General features: G+C 49.8%; 24 protein-coding genes. 19 read left to right on the top strand and 5 right to left on the bottom strand.

What is annotated here, in order from left to right; translation table 11 throughout:
• The first annotated feature begins 35 nt into the window (after window positions 1-35).
• Window positions 36-248 (top strand): antitoxin MazE family protein, encoded by a 213-nt coding sequence (locus tag QUE60_RS06735; RefSeq protein WP_286226489.1) that lies wholly within the window; start codon window positions 36-38, stop codon window positions 246-248.
• Entirely contained in the window at window positions 245-568 is a 324-nt protein-coding gene (locus QUE60_RS06730) for a type II toxin-antitoxin system PemK/MazF family toxin (RefSeq protein WP_286226488.1), read from the top strand. Before QUE60_RS06735 ends, QUE60_RS06730 begins: the two co-directional genes overlap by 4 nt.
• Here QUE60_RS06730 and QUE60_RS06725 read toward each other — a convergent pair.
• Window positions 565-4,383, bottom strand: a complete 3,819-nt coding sequence (locus QUE60_RS06725; protein WP_286226487.1) for a magnesium chelatase subunit H — start codon at window positions 4,381-4,383, stop codon at window positions 565-567. The genes QUE60_RS06730 and QUE60_RS06725 overlap by 4 nt on opposite strands.
• A gap of 243 nt (window positions 4,384-4,626) precedes the next feature.
• Between QUE60_RS06725 and QUE60_RS06720 the strand changes: the two genes are divergently transcribed.
• From QUE60_RS06720 to QUE60_RS06710, 3 genes are all read left to right on the top strand, one after another.
• A complete protein-coding gene (locus QUE60_RS06720; RefSeq protein WP_286226486.1) occupies window positions 4,627-5,601 on the top strand; it encodes a cobalamin B12-binding domain-containing protein in 975 nt (324 codons plus the stop codon).
• 91 nt (window positions 5,602-5,692) lie between these two features.
• Entirely contained in the window at window positions 5,693-6,004 is a 312-nt protein-coding gene (locus QUE60_RS06715) for a type II toxin-antitoxin system RelE/ParE family toxin (protein WP_286226485.1), read from the top strand.
• Window positions 5,985-6,290, top strand: a complete 306-nt coding sequence (locus QUE60_RS06710) for an addiction module antidote protein (protein ID WP_286226484.1) — start codon at window positions 5,985-5,987, stop codon at window positions 6,288-6,290. The genes QUE60_RS06715 and QUE60_RS06710 overlap by 20 nt, the downstream gene beginning before the upstream one ends.
• Here QUE60_RS06710 and QUE60_RS06705 read toward each other — a convergent pair.
• The 3 genes from QUE60_RS06705 to QUE60_RS06695 are packed head-to-tail and all read right to left on the bottom strand — an operon-like array spanning window position 6,287 to window position 7,693.
• On the bottom strand, window positions 6,287-6,475 hold the full coding sequence (locus QUE60_RS06705) for a 4-oxalocrotonate tautomerase (RefSeq protein WP_108508852.1): 189 nt from the start codon (window positions 6,473-6,475) through the stop codon (window positions 6,287-6,289). The genes QUE60_RS06710 and QUE60_RS06705 overlap by 4 nt on opposite strands.
• A 28-nt stretch (window positions 6,476-6,503) precedes the next feature.
• Complete coding sequence (locus QUE60_RS06700) at window positions 6,504-7,232, bottom strand: class II aldolase/adducin family protein (RefSeq protein WP_286223313.1); 729 nt, start codon at window positions 7,230-7,232, stop codon at window positions 6,504-6,506.
• A 2-nt stretch (window positions 7,233-7,234) separates the two neighbouring features.
• Window positions 7,235-7,693, bottom strand: a complete 459-nt coding sequence (locus QUE60_RS06695; protein ID WP_286223312.1) for a phosphate-starvation-inducible protein PsiE — start codon at window positions 7,691-7,693, stop codon at window positions 7,235-7,237.
• Between the two features lie 95 nt (window positions 7,694-7,788).
• Between QUE60_RS06695 and bchI the strand changes: the two genes are divergently transcribed.
• Both bchI and QUE60_RS06685 read left to right on the top strand, forming a co-directional pair.
• Window positions 7,789-8,808, top strand: a complete 1,020-nt coding sequence (bchI, locus tag QUE60_RS06690) for a magnesium chelatase ATPase subunit I (protein ID WP_286226483.1) — start codon at window positions 7,789-7,791, stop codon at window positions 8,806-8,808.
• Window positions 8,809-8,811: 3 nt separating this feature from the next.
• Complete coding sequence (locus tag QUE60_RS06685; RefSeq protein ID WP_286226482.1) at window positions 8,812-10,611, top strand: magnesium chelatase subunit D; 1,800 nt, start codon at window positions 8,812-8,814, stop codon at window positions 10,609-10,611.
• Between the two features lie 6 nt (window positions 10,612-10,617).
• On the opposite strand, the gene bchO is transcribed toward QUE60_RS06685, so the two are convergent.
• Window positions 10,618-11,490 (bottom strand): alpha/beta fold hydrolase BchO, encoded by an 873-nt coding sequence (gene bchO / locus QUE60_RS06680; RefSeq protein ID WP_286226481.1) that lies wholly within the window; start codon window positions 11,488-11,490, stop codon window positions 10,618-10,620.
• 131 nt (window positions 11,491-11,621) lie between these two features.
• Here bchO and QUE60_RS06675 point away from each other — a divergent pair, with 131 nt between their 5' ends.
• The 12 genes from QUE60_RS06675 (at window position 11,622) to pufC (ending at window position 22,577) form a co-directional block, all read left to right on the top strand.
• Window positions 11,622-12,542, top strand: coding sequence for a polyprenyl synthetase family protein (locus QUE60_RS06675; RefSeq protein ID WP_286223308.1), 921 nt, complete (start codon window positions 11,622-11,624; stop codon window positions 12,540-12,542).
• Complete coding sequence (locus QUE60_RS06670; protein WP_286226480.1) at window positions 12,529-13,713, top strand: methyltransferase; 1,185 nt, start codon at window positions 12,529-12,531, stop codon at window positions 13,711-13,713. The genes QUE60_RS06675 and QUE60_RS06670 overlap by 14 nt, the downstream gene beginning before the upstream one ends.
• A 148-nt stretch (window positions 13,714-13,861) precedes the next feature.
• Complete coding sequence (bchC, locus tag QUE60_RS06665) at window positions 13,862-14,812, top strand: chlorophyll synthesis pathway protein BchC (RefSeq protein WP_286223306.1); 951 nt, start codon at window positions 13,862-13,864, stop codon at window positions 14,810-14,812.
• The gene (locus QUE60_RS06660; RefSeq protein ID WP_286223305.1) at window positions 14,809-15,831 is read left to right on the top strand and encodes a chlorophyllide a reductase iron protein subunit X; all 1,023 of its coding nucleotides are present in this window, start codon (window positions 14,809-14,811) and stop codon (window positions 15,829-15,831) included. Before bchC ends, QUE60_RS06660 begins: the two co-directional genes overlap by 4 nt.
• A gap of 4 nt (window positions 15,832-15,835) precedes the next feature.
• Window positions 15,836-17,371, top strand: coding sequence for a chlorophyllide a reductase subunit Y (bchY, locus tag QUE60_RS06655; protein ID WP_286226479.1), 1,536 nt, complete (start codon window positions 15,836-15,838; stop codon window positions 17,369-17,371).
• Complete coding sequence (gene bchZ, locus QUE60_RS06650; RefSeq protein WP_286226478.1) at window positions 17,371-18,849, top strand: chlorophyllide a reductase subunit Z; 1,479 nt, start codon at window positions 17,371-17,373, stop codon at window positions 18,847-18,849. The genes bchY and bchZ overlap by 1 nt, the downstream gene beginning before the upstream one ends.
• A gap of 111 nt (window positions 18,850-18,960) precedes the next feature.
• A complete protein-coding gene (pufB, locus tag QUE60_RS06645) occupies window positions 18,961-19,110 on the top strand; it encodes a light-harvesting antenna LH1, beta subunit (RefSeq protein WP_108508840.1) in 150 nt (49 codons plus the stop codon).
• A 30-nt stretch (window positions 19,111-19,140) separates the two neighbouring features.
• Window positions 19,141-19,365: a hypothetical protein gene (locus tag QUE60_RS06640; protein WP_199908496.1), complete on the top strand. Its 225-nt coding sequence runs from the start codon at window positions 19,141-19,143 to the stop codon at window positions 19,363-19,365.
• Window positions 19,366-19,375: 10 nt separating this feature from the next.
• Window positions 19,376-19,582: a light-harvesting antenna LH1, alpha subunit gene (gene pufA, locus QUE60_RS06635; RefSeq protein WP_108508839.1), complete on the top strand. Its 207-nt coding sequence runs from the start codon at window positions 19,376-19,378 to the stop codon at window positions 19,580-19,582.
• Between the two features lie 79 nt (window positions 19,583-19,661).
• Complete coding sequence (gene pufL / locus QUE60_RS06630) at window positions 19,662-20,486, top strand: photosynthetic reaction center subunit L (RefSeq protein ID WP_286223302.1); 825 nt, start codon at window positions 19,662-19,664, stop codon at window positions 20,484-20,486.
• Between the two features lie 21 nt (window positions 20,487-20,507).
• Window positions 20,508-21,506, top strand: a complete 999-nt coding sequence (gene pufM / locus QUE60_RS06625) for a photosynthetic reaction center subunit M (RefSeq protein WP_286223301.1) — start codon at window positions 20,508-20,510, stop codon at window positions 21,504-21,506.
• Between the two features lie 9 nt (window positions 21,507-21,515).
• On the top strand, window positions 21,516-22,577 hold the full coding sequence (pufC, locus tag QUE60_RS06620) for a photosynthetic reaction center cytochrome PufC (protein WP_286223300.1): 1,062 nt from the start codon (window positions 21,516-21,518) through the stop codon (window positions 22,575-22,577).
• The last annotated feature ends 18 nt before the right edge of the window (window positions 22,578-22,595 follow it).

The following is a 22,595-nucleotide window of genomic DNA, read 5'->3' as shown; positions in this document are numbered from 1 at the left end:
ATGTAACAGAAAATCTAATATTTAAAAGGTAATCAATGCCAGTTGCCACTAACTTAAGAGTCCAAAAACACCGGGCGCAATTACGTGCGGCAGGGCTTCGTCCTATCCAAATCTGGGTTCCAGATACACGCCAATCCTCTTTTGCAGAGGAGTGTCGCCGTCAGTCGCAAATGTTAAAAAATGATCCACTCGAATCTGAAATCAATGAGTGGCTTGATGAGGTTCGTGATACCAAGGATTGGAAGTGAGGCGAGGTGATTTTGTAAAGGTTGTCACACCGGGCTCCTATGGCAAACCAAGACCCGCATTAATCGTTCAATCGGATTTATTTAATCAGCATCCATCGGTATCTGTGCTGCCTTTATCAAGTGAACTACGAAACGCTCCTTTGTTTAGGGTACCAATTGAACCCTCCTCAATGAATGGTTTAGAGAAACGTTCAGAGGTGATGGTGGACAAAATTCAGACCATACCAGTAGACAAGATTGGCGGAGAAATTGGGCGTGCTTCGGATGAAGAAATGCTAGCGATTAATCGTGCGCTGGCAATATTTTTAGGGTTTGCTTAACCAGCGCGTTGCATCGTGGGGTTCTCAAATACCCCCTCAAGACGATCTTCAAGTTCTTCACTCGCTTGCTTCATGGCCGCACGCATCTCATCATCGGGTTGCCAGTAGTTGCGATTCGAGGCTTCCATGAGACGGTTTGCCATGCGTGCGGACGCGGTGGGATTCAATTGCGCTAAGCGCTCCCGCATCTTCGGATCCAAAATAAAGGTTTGCGTGAGTTGCTTATAAACCCAGGGTTGCACTTGCCCCGTAGTCGCTGACCAACCCATGGTATTGGTGATGTGAACCTCAATCTGACGCACACCTTCGTAACCGTGCTTCAACATCCCCTCAAACCATTTGGGATTAAGCATACGCGTACGGGTCTCGAGCGATACTTGTTCGGAGAGCGTGCGCACCACCCCTTCACCTTGGGTTTGATCACCGATGTACACCGGGATCTCTTCACCCCCCTTGGCGCGTTTCACAGCCTTGGTAATACCACCTAAGGTATCAAAGTAGTTATCGATGGTAGTCACCCCGAGTTCCATCGACTCCAAGTTCTGATAACTCATGCTGACATCGGCTAAGACGCTTTTCAGAAGAGCGTTATTACATACAGGTTTACCGGATTTACCGTAGGCAAAACCCTTGCGACGCATATAGGTCTCGGCGAGTTCATCGTCCTCATCCCACACACTGTGCTCGACCAAGTGGTTCACATTCGCTCCATACGTACCATCGGCATTGCCATAGACTCGCAGTGCTGCGGTCTCCAAATCACAGCCGTGCTCTGCCATATAAGCGAGCGCGTGTTTGCGAACAAAGTTTTGCTCGATTGGCTCATCCGCCGCAGCAGCCAGATAGGCTGCTTCAGCTAAGAGCTTAATTTGCAAGGGCATCAGATCACGAAAGATCCCCGAGAGAGTAATCACGACATCAATGCGGGGGCGTCCGAGTTCTGCCAGTGGAATGAGTGTGGCTCCTGCTAAACGACCATAGCCATCAAAGCGGGGGAGTGCTCCTAAGAGTGCTAAGGCCTGACCAATTTGCCCACCTTCGGATTTGAGGTTGTCACTGCCCCACAGCACAAGAGCAATCGATTCAGGGAGGGCTTTTGCATCATCGATATGCCGTTGCAAAATCTTCTGGGCTTGCTTGGCGCCATCTTTGACCGCAAAAGCACTTGGAATGCGGAAAGGATCAAAGCCGTGTAAATTGCGCCCCGATGGTAGGACCTCGGGGTTACGCATCACATCGCCACCCGGCGCAGGACGAATAAAGCGACCATCAAGCGCCTTCAGAATACTGGGGATCTCGGTCTCTTCTTGGATCTGCTGATCCCAGTGTTGGAGCTTCTCCAAAATCGCAATCGCTTCCTCTCGAGCGAGCTCTTGAAGGTCTTTATTCTTATTCACGATGGTTTGAATGGGTTTACCTTGCACCAATTGCGTAATCGCTGAATTTGGTAAGGCCTGACTGAAAGAACCAATCGCCATGGCGCTTAGTAAATCGACACGCTCGGATTCACTGGGGGTGGAGCCGACCACATGCATGCCATGCGGAATTAAGGTGTACTCCAACTCCAAAATCTGCTCATAGAGTTTGGTGATTTGCTGTTGGATAAAGTTCGCATCGCGCACATCCCACAGCGGTTCCGCTTTACACAAATCCATCTGCGCTGCCTGCGCCTGAATGAGAGCGGCCAAATCATGATCCTCTTCCTCGCCACGCTGCTCGGGCGAGAGACCACGCCAGCGCTCAATCGAGGTTTTGAGATCGGCAAGTCCCGCATAAATCCCCGCCTGGGTCACAGGTGGTGTGAGATAGCTAATGAGTGTGGCACCTGCACGCCGTTTGGCAAGAGCACCTTCCGAAGGATTATTGGATGCATAGAGATAAAAGTTGGGTAGATCGTTAATTAAGCGATCGGGCCAGCACGAACCACTCATGCCTGCTTGCTTACCCGGCATAAATTCAAGGGCGCCGTGGGTGCCGAAGTGCAGAACAGCATTGGCAGCAAAGTCTTCCCGCAAGTAGCGATAAAACGCAGAGAACGCATGCGTTGGCGCAAAGCCTTTTTCAAAGAGTAGGCGCATCGGATCGCCCTCAAATCCGAATCCGGGTTGCACGGTCACTAAGACGTTGCCGTATTGCTCACCCAAAATAAAAATACCCGAGCCATTACTCCATTGCTTACCCGGAGCTGGTCCCCATTGCGCTTCAATCTCGCCAAGCCAACGCTCACGCTTGACATGATCATCTGCACTAATGATGGTGTGCACATTGGCTTCTGCGCCATATTGCTGAGCGTTGCCTTCAATGATTTCTTTGCGTAAGGCTTCAGGGGTTTCTGGCACGGTGAGGGTATAACCGTCGGCTTTGAGTCCCAACATGGTTTGGTGCAAAGACTCAAAAACGTTGAGATAAGCGGCAGTGCCCGTATGCCCTGCATTAGGCGGAAAGTTAAAAATCACCAGACCCAGTTTGCGATTGGCTTTATCGGAGTTGCGCAGATCCACCAACTTGGCAGTGCGTGCAGCTAACATCGCAGTGCGCTCAACACAGGTGAACATATCTTGTGGATTATGGTCTTCGGTAAAAGTGCAGCGTTGATGGCAACCGGTGCAGGTCGTACCTGCCGCACCGGGCCGACCGCCATAGACCATGGGTTGGGTGGCGCCATCCAATTCCGGAATTGCGACCATGATGGTGCTCTCGACTGGCATCAAACCACGATCGGAACCACCCCATTGCGTGAGCGTCTGAAACTCTACGGGGTGGGCAGCGATGTAAGGCACATCAAGCTTCGCAAGTACCTCTTCAGCCGACTTGGCATCGTTGTACGCTGGGCCACCAACTAAGGAGAAGCCGGTCAGTGAGATCACCGCATCGACCGTCACCTGATTGTTTTTCATGAAATAGGTATCAATGGCAGGGCGCGCATCAAGACCCGCAGCAAAAGCAGGCACCACTTGCAAGCCATGGGCTTCTAATGCAGCAATCACGGGATCGTAGTGACCACTGTTGCCAGAAACTAAATAGGAGCGCAGTAATAAAAGACCAACCCGACCACGACGTTTGTTATCGGAGATTACTTTAGGAAGGTCAGAGAGTTTTTCACTCAGACGATTTTTCATGCGCGGGTGATAAACACCCAAATCGGGATACTCCACCGGATCGGTGGGCTTTGCTAAACCACGCAGGACCTCCCGCGGACCAGAGGCGTAACGGTTGATGAGGTAACTAAAGAGATTGAATAAGTTTTCTTCGGAACCACCCAACCAATACTGCAGTGTTAAGAAATACACCCGCACGTCTTGTGCCGTCCCCGGAATCCATTTGAGGATTTGCGGAATGAGGCGCAGCACTTTCATTTGCTTGGCGCCCGAACTAGTTTGCTTCTCGCCCTCGGTCTTGGGTTTGGGGCGCAGTTTCTTGAGGATTGCCATCGGCCCACTGGCGGGCTTACTCATATCAAGTTTACCAATCTTGGTGAGCTTCACCACATCCCCAGCTGACATGGCGCAGACCATCGCATCGCAATCATCGCGCTTCGCTTTTAAAGCTTCAAACACTGGAAGGTAGTGATCTTCCATGAATAACATGGTGGCGAGCACAATATCGCCATGGGCGATGTCATGCACCGCTTTATCAATCAACTCAGGATTGCCGGTAAATTCACTTGCGGCATGGATCTGCAAGGACAGGCCTGGAATGGCGCGTTGGAGCTGAAATTGGGCGCGTCGTGCCGCACTATTTAAGTGCGTGTCCATGGTCACCAATACCAAACGAATGGGTACGGCTTCCTTCTTGGACTTGGATTGAACGGCCATGGCTGCCTAACTCGGGTGGGACTCCTCTTTTTATATTGAATTGTGCTAAATGTGTCAACTTATATTGACACTTATAACTGTATTAGCACCTAAAACTAGGGTTAACCCTTAAAAGTAAACATTCATGGAGATAAATTTCTGAACGATCTATAAATGACACAAGACAAATCGACGCAAAAATAGGCCTAATTTTCATTACAGCAGGGCTAGCCTAAAGCGCCACAGAAGAAAATTGGAGTGTGAATGGCTTTATGGCGTTACGCAAGTCTCCTCAGGGCAAAATTACTTTCAAAGCCTGAGGAGCACCAGAACATCAACCCAAGTCAGGACGAATGGGAAGAGTGTGCCCAAGAGTCAGCTAACGATCAGCACAGCCACCGTATTAGTCAGTTATCGACTAGTTTGGGGAGTCGACCGCTACGGTTAAATGCTAGACCCGATGAGCACTTGGATTGGCTCATGCAAACCATTGAAACCAATGTCATCCCGCGATTACTTGTAAGTCACTCAAGCTCGCCAGAAGCTAATCGCTCTCCCGTAATGAGTATTCGGCTCAATGATGAGAGCCGTGTTCATGAGCTAACGGAGTTGGTATTGCGAGATGACGCAACTAAAGCGGCAGATTTTGTACAAGAACTCTATGAGCAGGGTGTACCGCTCGATGAAATCTATCTTCGCTTACTAGCACCTGTTGCAAGACGATTGGGTGTGATGTGGGAAGAGGATCGCGCCACGTTTACACAGGTCACTACTGCGATGTGGCGCATTAAGCAATTGATTTATGACTTCAGCCCACTGTTTCAGGAATTTGCCAGGACGGATGAAAAAGCGCCGCATGCAATGCTAGTGCCCTTACCTGGATCGCAGCATACCTTGGGTTTATTCATAGTGTCAGAGTTCTTTAGACGCGGCGGCTGGAAGGTGTGGGGCGAATTAGCCGCGAGTGAAGGTGAAATTATTGTGGCGATTAAAACCCAATTCTTCGACTTGGTCGGCTTATCAGTAAGTACCGAAGACCAAATACCTGCCCTCAAACGATTCATTCAACTGCTAAAAGAAGAATCTCTAAATCCAAAAATTGGAGTGATGGTCGGCGGTCCAATTTTCATTGCCCGGCCCGAATTAAGACAAGGTATTGCAGCCGATATCGTAGGACTTGATGCGGAAGAAGCTCTGGCGCAGGCAGAGTTTTTCTTAGAGAAAAATCAACACCATTAGGTAAAAAGTTCTAAAAGTAATTCCCTGAGTACCGTAAGGTAGTTGCTATACTGTATCCGTTCGATTACAATATGTCTTATAAAATTCATGCATGATAAAAGTGTATGAAACAATGACTTTCCGCAAATGGTTTTCTGGCATCAAGGACTTTTCAGTACAAATTCGCCTTGCAAGAAGGCTAGAAAGAGTTCGACGTGGGAACTTGGGTGATATTAAAAAATTAGCTCAATACTTATTTGAAATGAGAGAATTTTTTGGTAACGGCTGGAGAATGTATTTTTATCAAGATATCGAGCCAAGCATTTTGATGCTTTATGGTGGTACAAAAGATAGTCAAAAGGCTGATATCAAGAAGTCAAAGCAGATGATTAAGGAATTAATGAATGATGAAAAAGATTCATAAAAATAAACAGCAAGAAATTCGTGAGTTTGATATTGTTCGATTGCTAAAAAATAAACGGGCAATTACGGAGTATTTAAACCAAGTAATAGCTGAGGGTGATGATGCAGAATTGGCGGCTGCCCTTGGACATATTGCTCGCGCAAAGGGGATGACAGCTATTTCAGAGTCTAGCGGCCTAACACGTGAGGCACTCTATAAGGCTCTGCGCCCTCGCTCGAAGCCTCGATTCGATACGGTATATCGAGTGGTGCAAGCGCTTGGCTTGCGTATTGCGATTCATGCCTAATCCGCATCACACCACAGCTTCCCACCGGTAGCCCAGTCTTCTTTCTTCACATCGGTGATGATGATGTCAACCGATCCAGGGCTGCATCCTAAGGTTTCGCAGGTGACACGAGTTACCTCAGCAACAAATTTGCGTTTTTGCTCGACTGTTCTTCCTTCAAACATTTGCACATTGAATGTGGGCATATCAACTCCTTGTTCGTGATTTAGTTAATTAATCTTTATAGCTCTCATCAAAGCGATCGAGCATTCGTAGTAGGGCGGGCCACTCTAGTATTCCTTCTTCGGCGCCGCCATCATGTAACTCATCGGCGGCTTTCTGGATCACACTTTGCTTGGGCAGATGCAATTGTGGACTCGAGAGTGCAGCAATCTGAATCTCACACGCTTTAATCAGAGTGGCCATCACCACATAGGCTTCGCCGATCGTGCGACCTACGGTGAGTGTGCCGTGGTTACGCAATAGCATGGCAGGGTGTTTACCAAGGGATTCAGTAAGGCGCTTTCCTTCGGATTCGGTGAGAGCAACACCTTCGTAATCGTGGTATCCCAGATGTCCCATAAAGCGCATGGCATGCTGCGAGAGTGGTAATAAACCGTTCTCCTGAGCGGATACCGCAATCCCAGCGGTGTTATGTAAATGCATCACGCAGTTCGCATCGGGGCGGGCGCGATGCACTGCCCCATGAATCGCAAAGCCGGTGGGATTAACGCGGTAGGGTGAGTTGGGATCCACAATCTCACCTTGGGTATTGACCTTTACCAAATTCGATGCGGTGATTTCATCAAACTGATAGCCAAACGGATTGATGAGATAGTGATTAGGTTCATTGGGAACCGTTGCTGAGATGTGGGTATAGATCAAATCATCCCAGCCCTCAAATGCACACAAACGGTAACAGGCTGCTAAATCAATCCGGGTTTGTTGTTCTGCAGGACTCACGTTTAATCACCACCCGGATGATCAGTTTTACTGGGAAATTTATTGGAGGCATAACGCACTAATGCATTGGCGAGTGCTAAGACGAAAATGGTAAGGCCCATTAGCAAGATGCCCATGTCCGCCTCATGCTTGGTGCCAACCAGATCGATGATCAGCCGCGTGACGGCAGTAATGGCAATGTAAATCAAGAAGCGCACGGGCATGTGATTGGTCTTAAAGTAAATGCCCACCATTGCACCAATTTCTAGGTAAATAAATAGAAGGAGTAAATCTTGAACTGAGGCATAGGGCTTATGCATCATTTCCAGAAAGCTCATCCCAGCGGCCCATACGGTGGCCGCGCCAATTGCAAAGAGGGCAATTCGATGAAATAAGGAAACAAAAAGATTGCCCGTTGGAATAAACCAAGACTCGATGCGCTCTTCAACGCTTTTAATGCTCTTTGGGGTCTTATCGCTCATCGTTTTTCCTTAAATGGGCTCATTGCCCGTTAGATGCCTTATATTTAACCTTAATTTGGCAACAAACCAATAAAGTTTATTCAAGGAGCGCTTGCATGACCCGTAACTACCCCTTCTCAGCCATTGTGGGCCAAGAGGATATGAAGCTTGCTATTTTGGTAGCTGCATTAGAGCCTAGTATTGGCGGTGTACTGGTGATGGGAGATCGCGGCACCGGGAAGTCAACTGCGGTTCGAGGTCTCGCATCACTCTTACCCACCATGACCGTTGTGAAAGACTGCGCGTATGGATGCGATCCCAAAGCGATGGCAGGCCTATGTGCTATTTGCAGTTCGGGAGCAAAAACCAAACCCAAAACGGAGCTGCGCCCCGTTCCAGTGGTTGATCTTCCCTTGGGCGCGACTGAGGATCGTGTACTGGGTGCGTTGGATATCGAGAAAGCTTTAACACTTGGTGAGAAAGCCTTTGAGCCCGGCTTGTTAGCGAAAGCTAATCGCGGATTCTTATACATTGATGAGGTTAATTTGTTGGATGATCACTTAGTTGATCTACTCATTGATGTCGCTGCTTCGGGACAAAATGTGGTGGAGCGCGAAGGCTTGAGTGTGCGCCATCCTGCTCGCTTTGTATTGGTGGGCAGTGGCAACCCCGAGGAGGGCGAGTTGCGCCCCCAACTCTTAGATCGTTTTGGCCTAGCCGTGGAGGTGAAAACCCCAAGCGATATGCCCAGCCGTGTCGAGATCATTAAACGACGTGATGCCTTTGAGCGTAACCCCGAGGCCTTCATGAAAATCTGGGATAAAGAAGACGCGAAGATTCGGGAGATGATGGCCAATGCGCGCAAGAAACTAGCCAGCGTTAAGGTTGATGACAAATTGCTACACGATGCTAGTACGCTGTGCGCGCATCTTGGTACCGATGGCCTGCGCGGCGAACTCACGCTGTTGCGCGCTTCACGCGCAGTCGCTGCCCTCGATGGGAAAAATAAAGTCACGCGCGATCATCTTAAGCGCATTGCAGTGCCTGCCCTACAACATCGCTTGCGTCGCAACCCTCTCGACGAATCCAGTTCGGCAACGCGTGTGCAACGGGCACTTGATGAGTTATTTGCTTAAGGCATGAACCCTTACTGGTTAACTTGCCTGCACGTTGCGCAGTTAATGACTCTCGCACCCCATGAATTTGGTGGGGTGATTGTGCATGCGCGCTCCGGACCTGTGCGCGAGCGCTGGTTACAAACCCTTGAACAGCTTGCACGCCATCATGGTTTAGCAACACCATTACGGAAGATCCCCAGCGGTATCTCAGATGAGAACTTACTAGGTGGTTTGGATATTGAAGCCACCATCATCTCGGGGAAGCCAATCTTTCGACCGGGGCTCTTAAGTCATTGTGATCAAAGCCTCGTGATTTTGCCAATGGCTGAGCGAGTGGAAGCAGGCACAGTGGCCCGTATTGCAGCCGCCCTCGATCATGGCGCCATTCAGGTTGAGCGTGATGGTCATGGAGAACGCATTGCCTGCGCGATGGGAGTGATCGCTCTTGATGAAAGTATTGAAGAAGACGAGAGTGTGAATCCAAAATTGATCGAGCGCTGCGCGTTTTATATTGATTTGGACTCGATCGCATGGCATGACTTACCAGATGCCAAACTCGATGCAGAGTTCATTGATCTCGATCGCATATCGATTCAAGGGCGGGTAGAGCAAATCACCCTCAGTGATGAACAATACGCCGCGCTCGTCGGAATTGCGGCGCAGTTAGGCATTGTTTCCTTGCGCGCGGTGCAATTTGCAGCAAGAGCTGCGAGGTACTTGGCCGCGATGGATCTCGAATGGCATGAGAGTGAGCTAAGCAAAGAACATCTTGAGCGCGCGGTGACCCTGGTACTGCTACCGAAAGCAACCCAAATACCTAATATGGCCGACGAGACTCAGGCTGAGGATGAGTCCAATCCTGAACCAGACCCCGAAGAAAACGAGGAAGCTAATTCAGAGGAGACTTCATCTCAGAATCAAGAGACAGAAGTTCTTGAAGATCAAGTATTAGAAGCCGCACAGGCAGCGATCCCTCGCGAGCTGCTTGATCGACTCACTCAACTCGCGCTGGTACGCCAAAAAAATCACTCAGCTGGTAAGGCAGGCGCGAGTCAATTGAGTCATCTGCGTGGTCGACCAATGGGCTCAAAGCCCGGTATGCCCTCTGGTAATCAACGATTGAGTTTGATGGATACTCTGCGCGCTGCAGTACCCTGGCAGCGGATTCGTCAGGCCCAACTTAAGAGTAGTCAGAATCCGTCTCAGCCAAAAATCCTCATTCGTAAGGATGATCTGCGCGTAAAACGCTATCGACAGCGTAATCAAACACTCACCACGTTTGTGGTCGATGCCTCGGGCTCTGCGGCGATCAATCGTTTAGCTGAAGCAAAAGGTGCAGTGGAGTTACTGCTTGCAGAGTGCTATGTGCGACGTGATCAGGTAGCACTCATTAGTTTTCGGGGAAGCGAAGCAGAACTGTTGTTAAGTCCAACTCGTTCCCTGGTTAGAGCGAAGCGCTCATTAGCGTCACTGCCTGGTGGGGGCGGCACACCGCTAGCCCTTGCGATTGATACAGCTTTTGCACTGGCGAAGGGGTCACTTAAAAAAGGCATGACCCCCACCTTGGTGTTCTTAACCGATGGTCGCGCCAATATTGCACGCGACGGCACACCAGGTCGCACCCAAGCGCAAGTTGATGCTGAGCAATCCGCAAAGCTAGCATCGCAGATCAAGGTACGCAGTTTATGGATCGATACCTCGCCGCAAGCGCGCGAGGAGGGGGGGCATATTGCCCGACTGATTGGTTCGTACTATTTGCCCTTACCGCATGCGCGCGCGCACGAACTCTCGCAAGCAGTCTTAGGTGTTTTGCATACCTAGAGCCAATTACTTCTTAAGGGCGCGCAGCTCACTCAAGATTAGATCAGCGGTCTTGGCAGTTTCCACTTCGTGCATGATGTGACCACCTGGCCAATAGATCACGGTGGATTTAGGAAAGTACTGGCTGATGATTTTCTTCAAGCCCATTTCTGGGACCCATTGATCACTCTCGCCAATCACCCAAATTAACTTGCTTGAAAGGTTTGAGCCGGCTTTAAGTACTTGATCAATGTTGGCCGAGGCCATAAAGTTCATGGCACCGCGCACATGCTCAGGTGATTGAAAGAGGCGCCGATAGTAATTGCGATTTGTTTCTGGCAAATTGGTATTGGTGGAATCTAGTAATCGATCGGTCATACCTGAGAGTGGTGCAAGCTTTGCCAGAATCGATGCCAGCGTTGCTGATTTAGTGACTGGCCCCAACATGGGTCCAAAAAATTGGGTGTAGCTCGGCGGCGGCGGAATTAGTGAGGGATTTAGACCAATAATCACTTGTGGTTTGGTGGGTGCCAGATTAGCAAAGGCGAGTGCCAAGGGAGCGCCAGCAGAATGACCAACGACAATGGTCGGCCACGGCACTTTGAGTTCACCAATCAATGCAATCAAATTACTCGCGATCTGCTCGAGTCGTAAGGAGTCCACTGAAGCTCCCAGAGTAAAGGCGTGCCCTGGTAGATCGACGCTAAGAACTTGCGCCTCTTGATTGAGTAAAGGCGTGAGTTCGCCCCAGGAGTGTGTGGAGGAACCGGTGCCATGCAGTAACAAAATCATCGGCCCCTTGCCCGAGATTTGCACATGCCAAGTGAGATCGCCCACGGTGACGAAGCGGCTAATTTGGCGGTTTGGCCAGTCGTAGGGAATGCGATTAATGGTACTCATTAGGGTTTTCCCTAGATATGATTGATTGACCCTCTTGCATTAGCTGACTATATTCATCATCATGATAAGTGTAAAAAAATATTTACACTTTTTTACCCGTATTGCGACCCGATTAACTCTGAAAGCCGGCCATGAGCTCAAAAATCAGCCCCAGTCAAGCGATGCAAGAACGCATTGAAAAGGGCTTGCATCAAGCGCTTGCCATCGCAGAGTCTAAGACAGCCCCACAAAATTTACAAAGGGCATTGCATCATGCCGTGTTCCCAGGAGGTGCGCGCATTCGGCCGCAACTGTGTTTAGCGGTCGCTGCCGCCTGCGGCGATGACGATCCGGATTTATCGATTGCCGCTGCGGGCGCGATTGAGCTATTGCATTGTGCATCCCTGGTGCACGATGATTTGCCCTGTTTTGATAATGCCATGGTGCGCCGTGGCCAACCCTCAGTACATGCCGCATTTGGTGAGCGCATTGCCGTGCTTGCGGGTGATGCACTGATTGTGTTGGCATTTCAATACATGGCTTCGTGCAGCATGCGCTCACCACTGCGCTTAGCACCACTTCTAAAAACGATTGCCGCATCCGTCGGTGCGCCGCACGGCATTGTGTCGGGTCAAGCGTGGGAGTGCGAATCCAAAGTCCAACTATCGCAATACCAAAAAGAAAAAACCGGTTCACTCTTTGAGGCGGCAACCGCAGCGGGCGCACAAGCCGCAGGAGCGGATGCCGATACTTGGAAACCACTCGGTGAGTGGTTGGGTGAGGCCTATCAAGTAGCCGATGACATTCGCGATGTATTGGCTGATCAAGCGACGATGGGTAAACCACAAGGTCAAGATTTAGCTCATGATCGACCAAGCTCTGCGCGAGATCTTGGATTGGTGGGCGCGGTTCAGCATTTTGATGAGTTGGTCTACAAAGCAATTCATTCGATACCGTCGTGTAAAGGCGAGAAGATGCTACGCACTCTGGTCGCAAAAGAGGCAGAACGCTTGATTCCGGAAGCATGGTTTATCAATACGAGTCGACCGCTGCATCACCATGCCACTGTCTGAGCGTGTGTCCGAAGACACGCAAACCCATCACCGCTCATTGAAAGACACCTTCGCCGATTGGCGTAATAGTGTCATTGCCTCACCCCGATTTCAGCGCTGGGCTGCGCGCTTTCCATTGACACGCTGGGTCGTGCGGCGTCAGGCCTCCGCACTCTTTGATGTGATGGCGGGCTTTGTGTACTCCCAAATCTTATTGGCTTGTGTCAAAGTCAATTTGTTTGAGTTGCTCGCAAACGGCTCTTTGTCTAAAGCACAATTGCAAGAGCGCATTGCGTTACCGCCCGCAGGCCTCAATCGTTTACTCGACGCAGCAGTTGCCATTCGTCTTTTAACAAAACGAGATAACGAGCACTATGCACTTGGCATGCTGGGGGCGCCTTTAGTTGGTAATCGTGCACTCGTCGATATGATTATTCATCACGGCGATTTCTATCGTGATCTGCAAGATCCGTTGGCACTCTTGCGCGGTGATATTTCTGGGAAAGCGGCGATGGCCGAGTATTGGCCCTATATCGATCACGCCCACGATCCCAAACCAGAATCGCTATCGGCCGAGCGCGTTGCGAACTATTCAAAGCTCATGGCGCACACTCAACCTTTAGTTACCGCCGAGGTAATCGATGCCTACTCGTTTGCTAAGCACCGCCAATTACTCGACATTGGTGGTGGGCAGGGCGCGTTTGCGACTCAACTTGCAAAACTTTATCCGCAGTTGCAGTGCACGATTTTTGATCTTCCTGGTGTGGCTGAGTTAGCAAACACTCAGATTGCTAAGACGGATTTATCGAAGCGCATCGGAGCGATTGGGGGGAATTTCTTTGATGGTGAATTGCCCAAGGGCGCGGATGTGGCCACCCTCATTCGAGTCATTTTTGATCACGATGACTCCCGGGTCAAAATCTTATTACGTAATGTTTTCAATGCCTTAGAGCCAGGGGCAAGCTTGATTTTGGCAGAACCAATGGCTAATACCCCGGGGCAAGAAGCAATGGGGGATGCCTACTTTGGCTTCTATTTGCTCGCAATGGGTCGGGGTAGACCGCGTTCCCAAGCGGAAATTACCCAAATGCTGATCGAGGCCGGCTTTGAGGCTGTTCGCCTATTGCCATCCGCTATCCCCTTGAATGCACAGATCTTGCGTTGTAAAAAGCCAATGATTTCAGTGGGTTAGAGTTTAAAAGCCAATTTTTGCCCAAAAAGCCTTGTAAATACTAGGGGTCATTAGTAGAAACCCCTAGATGAATTATCCCTAAAGTGGTGAAGAATGAGTCATGTAAATAAATATTTACACATAAAATATGTAAATAAGAAATGACACTATGAACACAATCTATCAAGCAAAGGCCATCGTGCTCGAGAAGCCCGAGAGCGTTGTCTTGAGTGAGCTGAAGTTATCACCCGTCACCGAGACGGATGTTGTGGTTGATATTGAATGGAGCGGTATTAGTACAGGCACTGAAAAACTTCTATGGAGTGGGCGCATGCCCCACTTCCCGGGTATGGGTTATCCACTCGTTCCGGGTTATGAGTCCGTCGGCAAAATTTATCAAGCAGGGATTCGGTCAGGGTATCAGCCCGGTCAGCGTGTATTCGTACCTGGGGCGCGTTGCTTCGGTGATGTGAAAGGTCTCTTCGGTGGCGCAGCATCACGCGTAGTGGTGCCGGCCAGTCGGGTGATTGGCGTGGACAACAAATTAGGCGCAGAAGCCGTTTTGTTTGCATTGGCAGCAACTGCGCATCACGTCACATCGGCAGAAGGCAGTCAACAGCCTGATCTGATTATTGGCCATGGTGTTTTGGGCCGCCTGATTGCACGCATTGCCGTACTTGCTGGAAAAAGCCCAGTGGTTTGGGAAACCGATGCTGATCGTCGCACAGGAGCAATTGGTTATGAAGTGATTGATCCAAAGGCAGACCAAAAACGGTATTACAAAACGATTGTGGATGTGAGTGGCGACGCTTCATTACTGGATACCTTGATTTTGTGTCTGGCACCCGGCGGTGAAATTGTCCTGGCTGGCTTTTATGACGCACCCATGACCTTCTCATTCCCACAAGCATTTATGCGCGAAGCCCGCATTCGAGTAGCAGCGCAATGGCAGCCTAAGGATTTATTAGCCGTGAAACATTTAGCCGAGTCGGGTCGACTCTCACTAGATGGATTAATTACGCATCATGCATCACCTGCGCATGCGGATAAAGCCTATCGCCAAGCGTTTAGCGATAAAGATTGTTTAAAGATGGTCCTTGATTGGAGAACCTTGCAATGAGTCCAGCAACCGCAAAATTAGAAGGTGTGCCAGCCGAAGCAACGGTGCAATTTGTCAATCTCAAAAAAGAGGCTGACATGGAACCAGACCCAGTCCACAAAGGACCGGTGACCAAAGAAACCCAAATCATCGCCATTTACGGCAAGGGCGGAATTGGTAAAAGTTTTACCCTCGCCAATCTTTCTTACATGATGGCGCAGCAAGGTAAGAAAGTACTGCTAATTGGTTGCGATCCGAAGAGTGATACGACCTCCTTATTGTTTGGAGGCAAAGCCTGCCCAACGATCATTGAAACCTCCTCGAAGAAAAAGTTATCGGGTGATTCTGTATCGATTGGCGATGTGTGCTTTAAACGCGATGGCGTATTTGCGATGGAACTCGGTGGCCCTGAAGTAGGGCGCGGTTGCGGTGGTCGCGGCATCATTCACGGTTTTGAAACCTTGGAGAAGTTGGGTTTTCATGATTGGGGATTTGATTACGTTCTCTTAGATTTCTTAGGCGATGTGGTGTGCGGTGGTTTTGGATTGCCGATTGCACGCGATATGTGTCAAAAAGTGATCGTGGTGGGTAGCAATGATTTGCAATCCCTCTACGTTGCCAACAATGTCTGCTCCGCCGTAGAGTATTTCCGTAAGCTGGGCGGTAATGTCGGTGTCGCAGGCATGGTGATCAATAAGGATGACAACACCGGTGAAGCCCAAGCCTTCGCAGAAAAAGTAGGCATTCCGGTCTTGGCAGCGATTCCTGCGCATGAGGATATTCGGCGTAAGAGTGCTAGCTATGAAATCATCGGCCGTCCTGGTACGCAGTGGGGACCGCTGTTTGAAGAGTTGGCGACCAATGTTGCCGATGCACCGCCGGTACGACCCAAGCCGCTCAGCCAAGACGATCTCTTAGGACTCTTCTCATCAGACATTACTGGCCGTGACTACGTACTTGAGCCCGCTACCGAAGTCGACATGATGGGCAAAGACGCGGTCGTCAAGAAAACCCTTGAAGTGGTGTACGACAAAGTTTAAATCCATGACAAAGCCCATCATTCCCATCGTGCCCGAGCAGTTGGTCAACGATCCATCCCAAGGGGATGGCGTGGGATGCCATGCGGGTGAAAAGCAAATGATGGATGCAGCAAAGTCTGCAGGCAAAGCGGAGGTATTGCAACGCTATGCACAGGACTATCCCAAAGGGCCGCACGATCAACCACAAAGTATGTGCCCAGCCTTTGGATCATTGCGGGTTGGATTGCGCATGCGTCGCACCGCTACCATTTTGTCGGGCTCTGCCTGCTGTGTGTATGGCTTAACGTTTACCTCGCATTTCTATGGTGCGCGTCGTAGCGTGGGTTATGTGCCATTTAATTCCGAGACCCTGGTCACTGGAAAACTCTTTGAAGATATTCGGGACTCGGTGCACGAACAGGCCGACCCCAGCAAGTACGATGCGATTGTCATTATTAATTTATGTGTCCCCACTGCAAGTGGCGTACCGCTGCAGTTGCTGCCTAAAGAAATTAATGGGGTACGTATTATTGGTATTGATGTGCCAGGCTTTGGTGTGCCAACCCATGCTGAGGCAAAAGATGTACTAGCCGGTGCCATGTTGCAATACGCCCGCCATGAAATCATGGCTGGTCCCGTGCAAGCGCCGCGTACTGGCGTGCAAACCAAACCGACCATCACGCTTTTAGGAGAGATGTTCCCAGCCGATCCCGCAGTGATTGGCGCCATGTTGGAGCCGATGGATCTTGCGGTAGGCGCTACAGTACCAACGCGTGAATGGCGTGAGTTGTATCAAGCGCTCGATTGCAAAGCAGTCGCAGCGATTCATCCGTTTTATACAGCCAGTATTCGGGAGTTTGAAGCCGCAGGTCGACCCATCGTTGGATCTGCGCCGGTTGGTTACGAGGGAACTGCTGCATGGTTAGAAGCGATTGGCAAAGTAACCAATACACCGCAAGACCGAATTAATGCCGCTAAACACAAAATCTTGCCAGCGATTAAAGCAGTGCTTGGCGCAACCCCGATTAAAGGTCGTATTACCTTAAGTGGTTACGAAGGCTCTGAACTTCTAGTCGCACGCTTACTCATTGAGAGTGGTGCAGATGTTCGGTATGTTGGATCTGCCTGTCCCCGCACAGTCTGGAGTGATGCGGATCGGGAATGGTTAGAAGCAAAAGGTGTGCAAGTGCAGTTCCGCGCCTCACTTGAGCAGGATTTAGCAGCGATGGCCGAGTATCAACCCGATTTAGCCATTGGTACCACGCCGGTAGTACAAGCAGCCAAGCAAGCATCGATCCCTAGTCTGTATTTCACGAACCTCATTTCAGCACGTCCTTTAATGGGGCCTGCAGGCGCTGGATCGCTAGCGCAAGTAATTAATGCCGCGATTGGAAATCAAGCACGCTTTGATGAGATGAAAGCCTTCTTTGGTGAAGTGGGTGCGAGTCATAATGCCGGTGTTTGGGAAAGCGTTCCCAAAGATCGTCCTGAGTTCAAAGCCGAGACCCGTCGCAAGTTAGAAAAAGCGATCAAGAAGCGCAAAGCCGAGGAGATGATCTGATGTACGTCATTGATCACGATCGTGCTGGCGGCTACTGGGGGGCCGTATATGTATTCACGGCCATCAAGGGATTGCAGGTGGTTATTGATGGGCCAGTAGGATGTGAGAACTTACCCGTTACCTCGGTCTTGCATTACACCGATGCCTTACCGCCGCATGAGTTGCCCATCGTAGTCACCGGATTAGCAGAAGAGCAATTGGGGCGCGAGGGAACCGAAGGTTCGATGAAGCGCGCTCATGCTACCTTAGATCCTGATTTACCTGCCGTGGTTGTAACCGGATCAATTGCCGAGATGATTGGTGGTGGTGTTACACCTGAAGGTACAGCCATTGCCCGCTTCTTACCGCGTACGATTGATGAAGACCAGTGGCAGTGCGCTAATCGCGCAATGTATTGGTTATGGTCAGAGTATGGCATTAAGAATGTGCCGGCACGCAAACCCCGCAAAGAAGGGGAGAAGCCACGCGTCAATATTATTGGTCCCGCTTATGGCACGTTTAATATGCCGAGCGACTTGGCTGAGATCCGTCGCTTAGTCCAAGGAATTGGCGCCGAGATCAATATGGTGTTTCCACTCGGTAGTCACTTAGCCGATGTGTCGCGTTTAGTCGAAGCCGATGTCAATATTTGCATGTACCGCGAGTTTGGGCGCATGCTCTGCGAAGCCCTTGATCGCCCTTATTTACAGGCACCGATTGGTCTTCATAGTACGACCAAGTTCTTGCGCAAACTAGGTGAGTTGCTTGATCTTGATCCCGAGCCATTTATTGAGCGTGAGAAGCACACCACGATTAAGCCAATTTGGGATCTGTGGCGCTCGGTGACGCAGGACTTTTTTGGGACCGCAAATTTTGCGATTGTTGCAAACGAGACCTACACGCGCGGGATCTCTCATTTCTTGAGCGAGGAGATGGGGCTGCCATGCAGCTTTGCCATTTCACGTAAGCCTGGTCAGAAAACCGATAGCGAAGAAATTCGTAAATTGGTAAAAGAAAAAGCACCTCTCGTACTATTTGGTAGTTACAACGAACGAATGTATCTAGCCGAAGCGGGTGGTAAGAGTATGTATATTCCTGCATCATTTCCTGGCGCAATTATTCGGCGCCATACTGGCACGCCATTCATGGGATACGCCGGCGCAACCTATTTAATCCAAGAGTTTTGCAATGGGCTCTTTGATGCACTGTTCCATATCTTGCCCTTAGGTACTGAAATGGATAAGGTCGACTCCACCTTGGCACGTGGTCAAGCAGCGAATGCCTTCTTGTGGGATAGCGACGCACAAACCATGGTTGCTAATTATGTTCAGAAACAACCGGTCTTAGTGCAAATCTCGGCAGCCAAGCAATTACGTGATCGCGTCGAGCGCGATACCGAATCCTCAGGTGAAGCGCGAGTCACTGCAGAGCGCGTGCGCCTGTCTTGTCCTGAGATTGTGCAAGAGAAAACACCCAACCCCATATCGGAGAAAGTATGAATCTGACTACTTTGCTCCATCCCCAATGTGGCAGTTCCATGCCATATGCCCTTGTCGCGCGGGCTTTGCGCGGTGCTAGCCGAAAGGCTAATTTTGAAGGAGGGATCTCGAATGAGTGATCACAGAGGCTCTATTTCTGGTCTTACCGACGACGAGGCGAAAGAATTTCACCAGTTTTATGTCCAAGGTTTGGTCGGGTTTACTGCAATAGCGGTCATTGCTCACATTTTGGTGTGGGCTTGGCGTCCTTGGTTCTACTGAAATCGGAAGTAACAACGTAAAGGTAACGATATGAAAGATATCCATTTAAACCACTCGGTACAGGAGATCGCTAAGAACGATTCAATCACGTTCAAGACGATTTTTGTCTTGTGTTTTGTGGTGTGTTTTGTACTCGCGCTCTTTACTGTGTTCTTACCGGGTCAGTGGAGATCCTGGTTACCAGGATCGGAAGAGAAGTCAATGATCGACGGCGTAAGGTCTGCGGTTTATAGCTTTATGTCGTATTTAACTTAGGAGAAATACCATGTGGAGAATTTGGAAACTATATGACCCATTACGGGCTATGGCTATTCAAGGAATCTTCCTGTTCGGTTTGGCAGCAATGATTCATTTGATTCTGCTAAGCACAGTTCGTTTTAATTGGCTTGATGGTTTAAGTCAGGCTGAGTATGTAAAACAAACTGGTAACAGTGGAGCAGCTAAACCACCAGCAGTACCAGCAGCAAAGTAGTAAGCATCATGAAAACCGTGGTGGATAGGACTTGACTACATATCGAGTCTTATCTACCAATTAAAGGAAGGACTAAAAAATGGCCATGCTCAGCTTTGAACGAAAGTACCGAGTACGAGGGGGAACCCTGGTTGGCGGAGATTTATTCGACTTTTGGGTGGGCCCTTTTTATGTCGGATTTTTTGGTATCACCACGATCTTCTTTACCTTTTTAGGCACTGCACTCATTTTGTGGGGCGCATCGCAAGGACCAACTTGGAACTTGTGGCAGATTAATATCGCCCCGCCCGATTTGAAATACGGCCTAGCACCCGCTCCACTGATGGAGGGAGGACTGTGGCAGTTAATTACGATTTGTGCGCTAGGCGCATTTGGATCATGGGCACTTCGTGAAGTCGAGATCTGTCGCAAATTAGGTATGGGCTTTCATGTGCCATTCGCCTTCTCAGTCGCGGTCTTTGGGTATTTCACGCTGGTTGTGATTCGTCCCGTATTGATGGGCGCTTGGGGGCATGGATTCCCCTACGGTATCTTGAGTCACCTCGATTGGGTCTCAAACGTCGGCTATCAATACTTGCACTTTCATTACAACCCCGCGCACATGATTGCGATCACCTTATTCTTTACGACGACCCTTGCACTTGCCATGCACGGTGCATTAGTGCTGTCGTCAACGAATCCGCAAAAAGGCGAGTTTGTTAAAACCCCCGAGCACGAAGATACCTTCTTTCGAGATTTGATTGGCTACTCCGTTGGTACCTTAGGAATCCACCGACTTGGTTTGTTCTTGGCATTGGCGGCGGTCTTTTGGAGTGCCGTTTGCATTGTTATTAGTGGGCCATTTTGGACTCGTGGTTGGCCAGAGTGGTGGGGTTGGTGGTTAAACCTCCCCATTTGGTCATAAAAAGAATCGAGGGATAAGAATATGGACTATCAAAATTTATTTACCCAGGTTCAGGTGGTTGCTGAACCGCATCATGGCTCACCACTTAATCCCAGAAAGGATGAGCGCGAGCGGATTGGCAAACCCTTTTTAGTCCATTTATTTGGGCGTCTAGGCAATGCGCAGATTGGCCCCATTTATTTGGGAACCATTGGCATCGCCTCTTTATTCTTTGGCATGATCGGTTTTCAGATCATTGGCTGGAATATGTTGGCCTCGGTGAACTGGGATCCTATCCAGTTTGTGCGCCAACTCTTTTGGTTATCGCTTGATCCGCCCTTGCCGAAGCATGGCCTGAACTTCATCATGCCGCTCTCTGAAGGCGGTTGGTGGATGATGGCCGGTGCATTCTTAACTGCATCGGTACTGTTATGGTGGTGGCGAACCTACCGACGTGCGGTTGCACTTGGTATGGGTACCCATATTGCTTGGGCTTTCTTGTCAGCAATTTGGTTGTTCCTCGTCTTAGGCTTCTTTAGACCGCTATTAGTTGGCAGCTGGAGTGAAGGCGTGCCCTTTGGTATTTTCTCGCACTTAGATTGGACCGCTGCATTCTCTTTGCGTTACGGTAATTTGTTTTACAACCCATTTCATATGCTCTCCATTGCCTTCCTGTATGGATCAGCACTGTTATTTGCCATGCATGGCGCAACCATCTTAGCGGTTGGTCGCTATGGTGGTGAGCGCGAGATTGAGCAAATTGTGGATCGCGGTACTGCATCGGAGCGTGCCGGATTATTCTGGAGATGGACCATGGGCTTTAACGCCACGATGGAGTCGATTCACCGTTGGGCCTGGTGGTTTGCCGTGCTAGTGCCACTCACTGGCGGCATCGGCATTTTATTAACCGGTACTGTGGTTGATAACTGGTACTTGTGGGCTGTGAAACATGGGGTTGCACCTGCATACCCTGATGTCTATAGTATCCCCACGGTTGATCCAGCAGCAACATTTGTGCCACCTCCACCTGTTGCGAAATAAGGAGCAATCATGAACTCAATTCAACGCATATTGGGCATTGCTGCTCTGGCCGGAGCCACATTATTTCTGACGGCATGTGAACGCCCGCCAGTGGACTCAGTGCAGAGTGGCTTCCGTGGCACCGGTATGGCAATGGTGTACAACCCACGTACGTTAGAGGCGCAGGCAGAAAAGAATCAGGTACCGGTATCGATTCCTGCTGATGCGGATGGTCCAAAAGCTGGCGCTGTCTACAAAAACGTCAAGGTCTTAGGAAATCTGAGCGTTGCCCAGTTCACAAACTTTATGGTGGCAATGACCAGCTGGGTTGCCCCTGAGCAAGGTTGTGCCTACTGCCATAACGTCGCAAATTTTGCTGAAGACTCGAATTACACAAAAATTGTCTCGCGCAAGATGATTCAGATGACCCAACGAATTAACGTGGAATGGAAATCCCATGTGGCAGATACCGGGGTGACCTGCTATACCTGCCACCGTGGAAACAACATTCCACAAAACGTTTGGTTTACCGATCCTGCTAAGCCTCAGGGCAGTGGGTTCTTAACGGGCAAGAATGGCCAAAATACCCCCTCACAATCAGTGGGTGGGAGTGATTTGCCCTATGACCCATTCACCCCTTACTTATTAAAAGCTGAAAACATTCGCATGAATGGACCAACGGCTTTACCCACTGGCAATAAGAACAGCATCCAGGATACTGAAAAAGTATTTGGCTTGATGGTGCATATGTCGAACTCATTGGGTGTGAATTGTGCGTATTGCCACAATACCCGTGCCATGCCTGAGTGGTCGCAAAGTCCACCGCAGCGGATGACCGCATGGTATGGCATTCGGATGGCACGTGACATTAATAACAACTATATGGTGCCGATTACCAATGTATTCCCGGCCCATCGATTGGGACCCGAAGGGGATGTGGCAAAAGCGAATTGCGCAACCTGTCATCAGGGAGCCTATAAGCCTCTCTACGGAGTTTCGATGCTCAAAGATTACCCATTCTTAACAGGCACGCCTGCACCGCGCGTTGCACCAAAGCCTGCTGAGAAGAGCAATACTGTAGCGATGAAGTAAGGAATGATGTAACCGGTA

Source organism: Polynucleobacter sp. HIN11, from assembly GCF_030297675.1.
Lineage (GTDB): Bacteria > Pseudomonadota > Gammaproteobacteria > Burkholderiales > Burkholderiaceae > Polynucleobacter.
Note: the sequence above shows the minus strand (reverse complement) of the source record. Positions and strands in the feature narration are given on the sequence as shown.

Coding starts and splice junctions, on each gene's coding strand:
- QUE60_RS06670 (WP_286226480.1), top strand. CDS start 12,529: ATGCCACTGTCTGAGCGTGTGTCCGAAGACACGCAAACCCATCACCGC.
- QUE60_RS06735 (WP_286226489.1), top strand. CDS start 36: ATGCCAGTTGCCACTAACTTAAGAGTCCAAAAACACCGGGCGCAATTA.
- pufB (WP_108508840.1), top strand. CDS start 18,961: ATGAGTGATCACAGAGGCTCTATTTCTGGTCTTACCGACGACGAGGCG.
- bchI (WP_286226483.1), top strand. CDS start 7,789: ATGACCCGTAACTACCCCTTCTCAGCCATTGTGGGCCAAGAGGATATG.
- pufL (WP_286223302.1), top strand. CDS start 19,662: ATGGCCATGCTCAGCTTTGAACGAAAGTACCGAGTACGAGGGGGAACC.
- QUE60_RS06695 (WP_286223312.1), bottom strand. CDS start 7,693: ATGAGCGATAAGACCCCAAAGAGCATTAAAAGCGTTGAAGAGCGCATC.
- QUE60_RS06685 (WP_286226482.1), top strand. CDS start 8,812: ATGAACCCTTACTGGTTAACTTGCCTGCACGTTGCGCAGTTAATGACT.
- QUE60_RS06705 (WP_108508852.1), bottom strand. CDS start 6,475: ATGCCCACATTCAATGTGCAAATGTTTGAAGGAAGAACAGTCGAGCAA.
- QUE60_RS06640 (WP_199908496.1), top strand. CDS start 19,141: ATGAAAGATATCCATTTAAACCACTCGGTACAGGAGATCGCTAAGAAC.
- QUE60_RS06660 (WP_286223305.1), top strand. CDS start 14,809: ATGAGTCCAGCAACCGCAAAATTAGAAGGTGTGCCAGCCGAAGCAACG.
- QUE60_RS06715 (WP_286226485.1), top strand. CDS start 5,693: ATGATAAAAGTGTATGAAACAATGACTTTCCGCAAATGGTTTTCTGGC.
- bchC (WP_286223306.1), top strand. CDS start 13,862: ATGAACACAATCTATCAAGCAAAGGCCATCGTGCTCGAGAAGCCCGAG.
- QUE60_RS06720 (WP_286226486.1), top strand. CDS start 4,627: ATGGCTTTATGGCGTTACGCAAGTCTCCTCAGGGCAAAATTACTTTCA.
- pufM (WP_286223301.1), top strand. CDS start 20,508: ATGGACTATCAAAATTTATTTACCCAGGTTCAGGTGGTTGCTGAACCG.
- pufC (WP_286223300.1), top strand. CDS start 21,516: ATGAACTCAATTCAACGCATATTGGGCATTGCTGCTCTGGCCGGAGCC.
- bchZ (WP_286226478.1), top strand. CDS start 17,371: ATGTACGTCATTGATCACGATCGTGCTGGCGGCTACTGGGGGGCCGTA.
- pufA (WP_108508839.1), top strand. CDS start 19,376: ATGTGGAGAATTTGGAAACTATATGACCCATTACGGGCTATGGCTATT.
- bchY (WP_286226479.1), top strand. CDS start 15,836: ATGACAAAGCCCATCATTCCCATCGTGCCCGAGCAGTTGGTCAACGAT.
- QUE60_RS06725 (WP_286226487.1), bottom strand. CDS start 4,383: ATGGCCGTTCAATCCAAGTCCAAGAAGGAAGCCGTACCCATTCGTTTG.
- bchO (WP_286226481.1), bottom strand. CDS start 11,490: ATGAGTACCATTAATCGCATTCCCTACGACTGGCCAAACCGCCAAATT.
- QUE60_RS06675 (WP_286223308.1), top strand. CDS start 11,622: ATGAGCTCAAAAATCAGCCCCAGTCAAGCGATGCAAGAACGCATTGAA.
- QUE60_RS06710 (WP_286226484.1), top strand. CDS start 5,985: ATGATGAAAAAGATTCATAAAAATAAACAGCAAGAAATTCGTGAGTTT.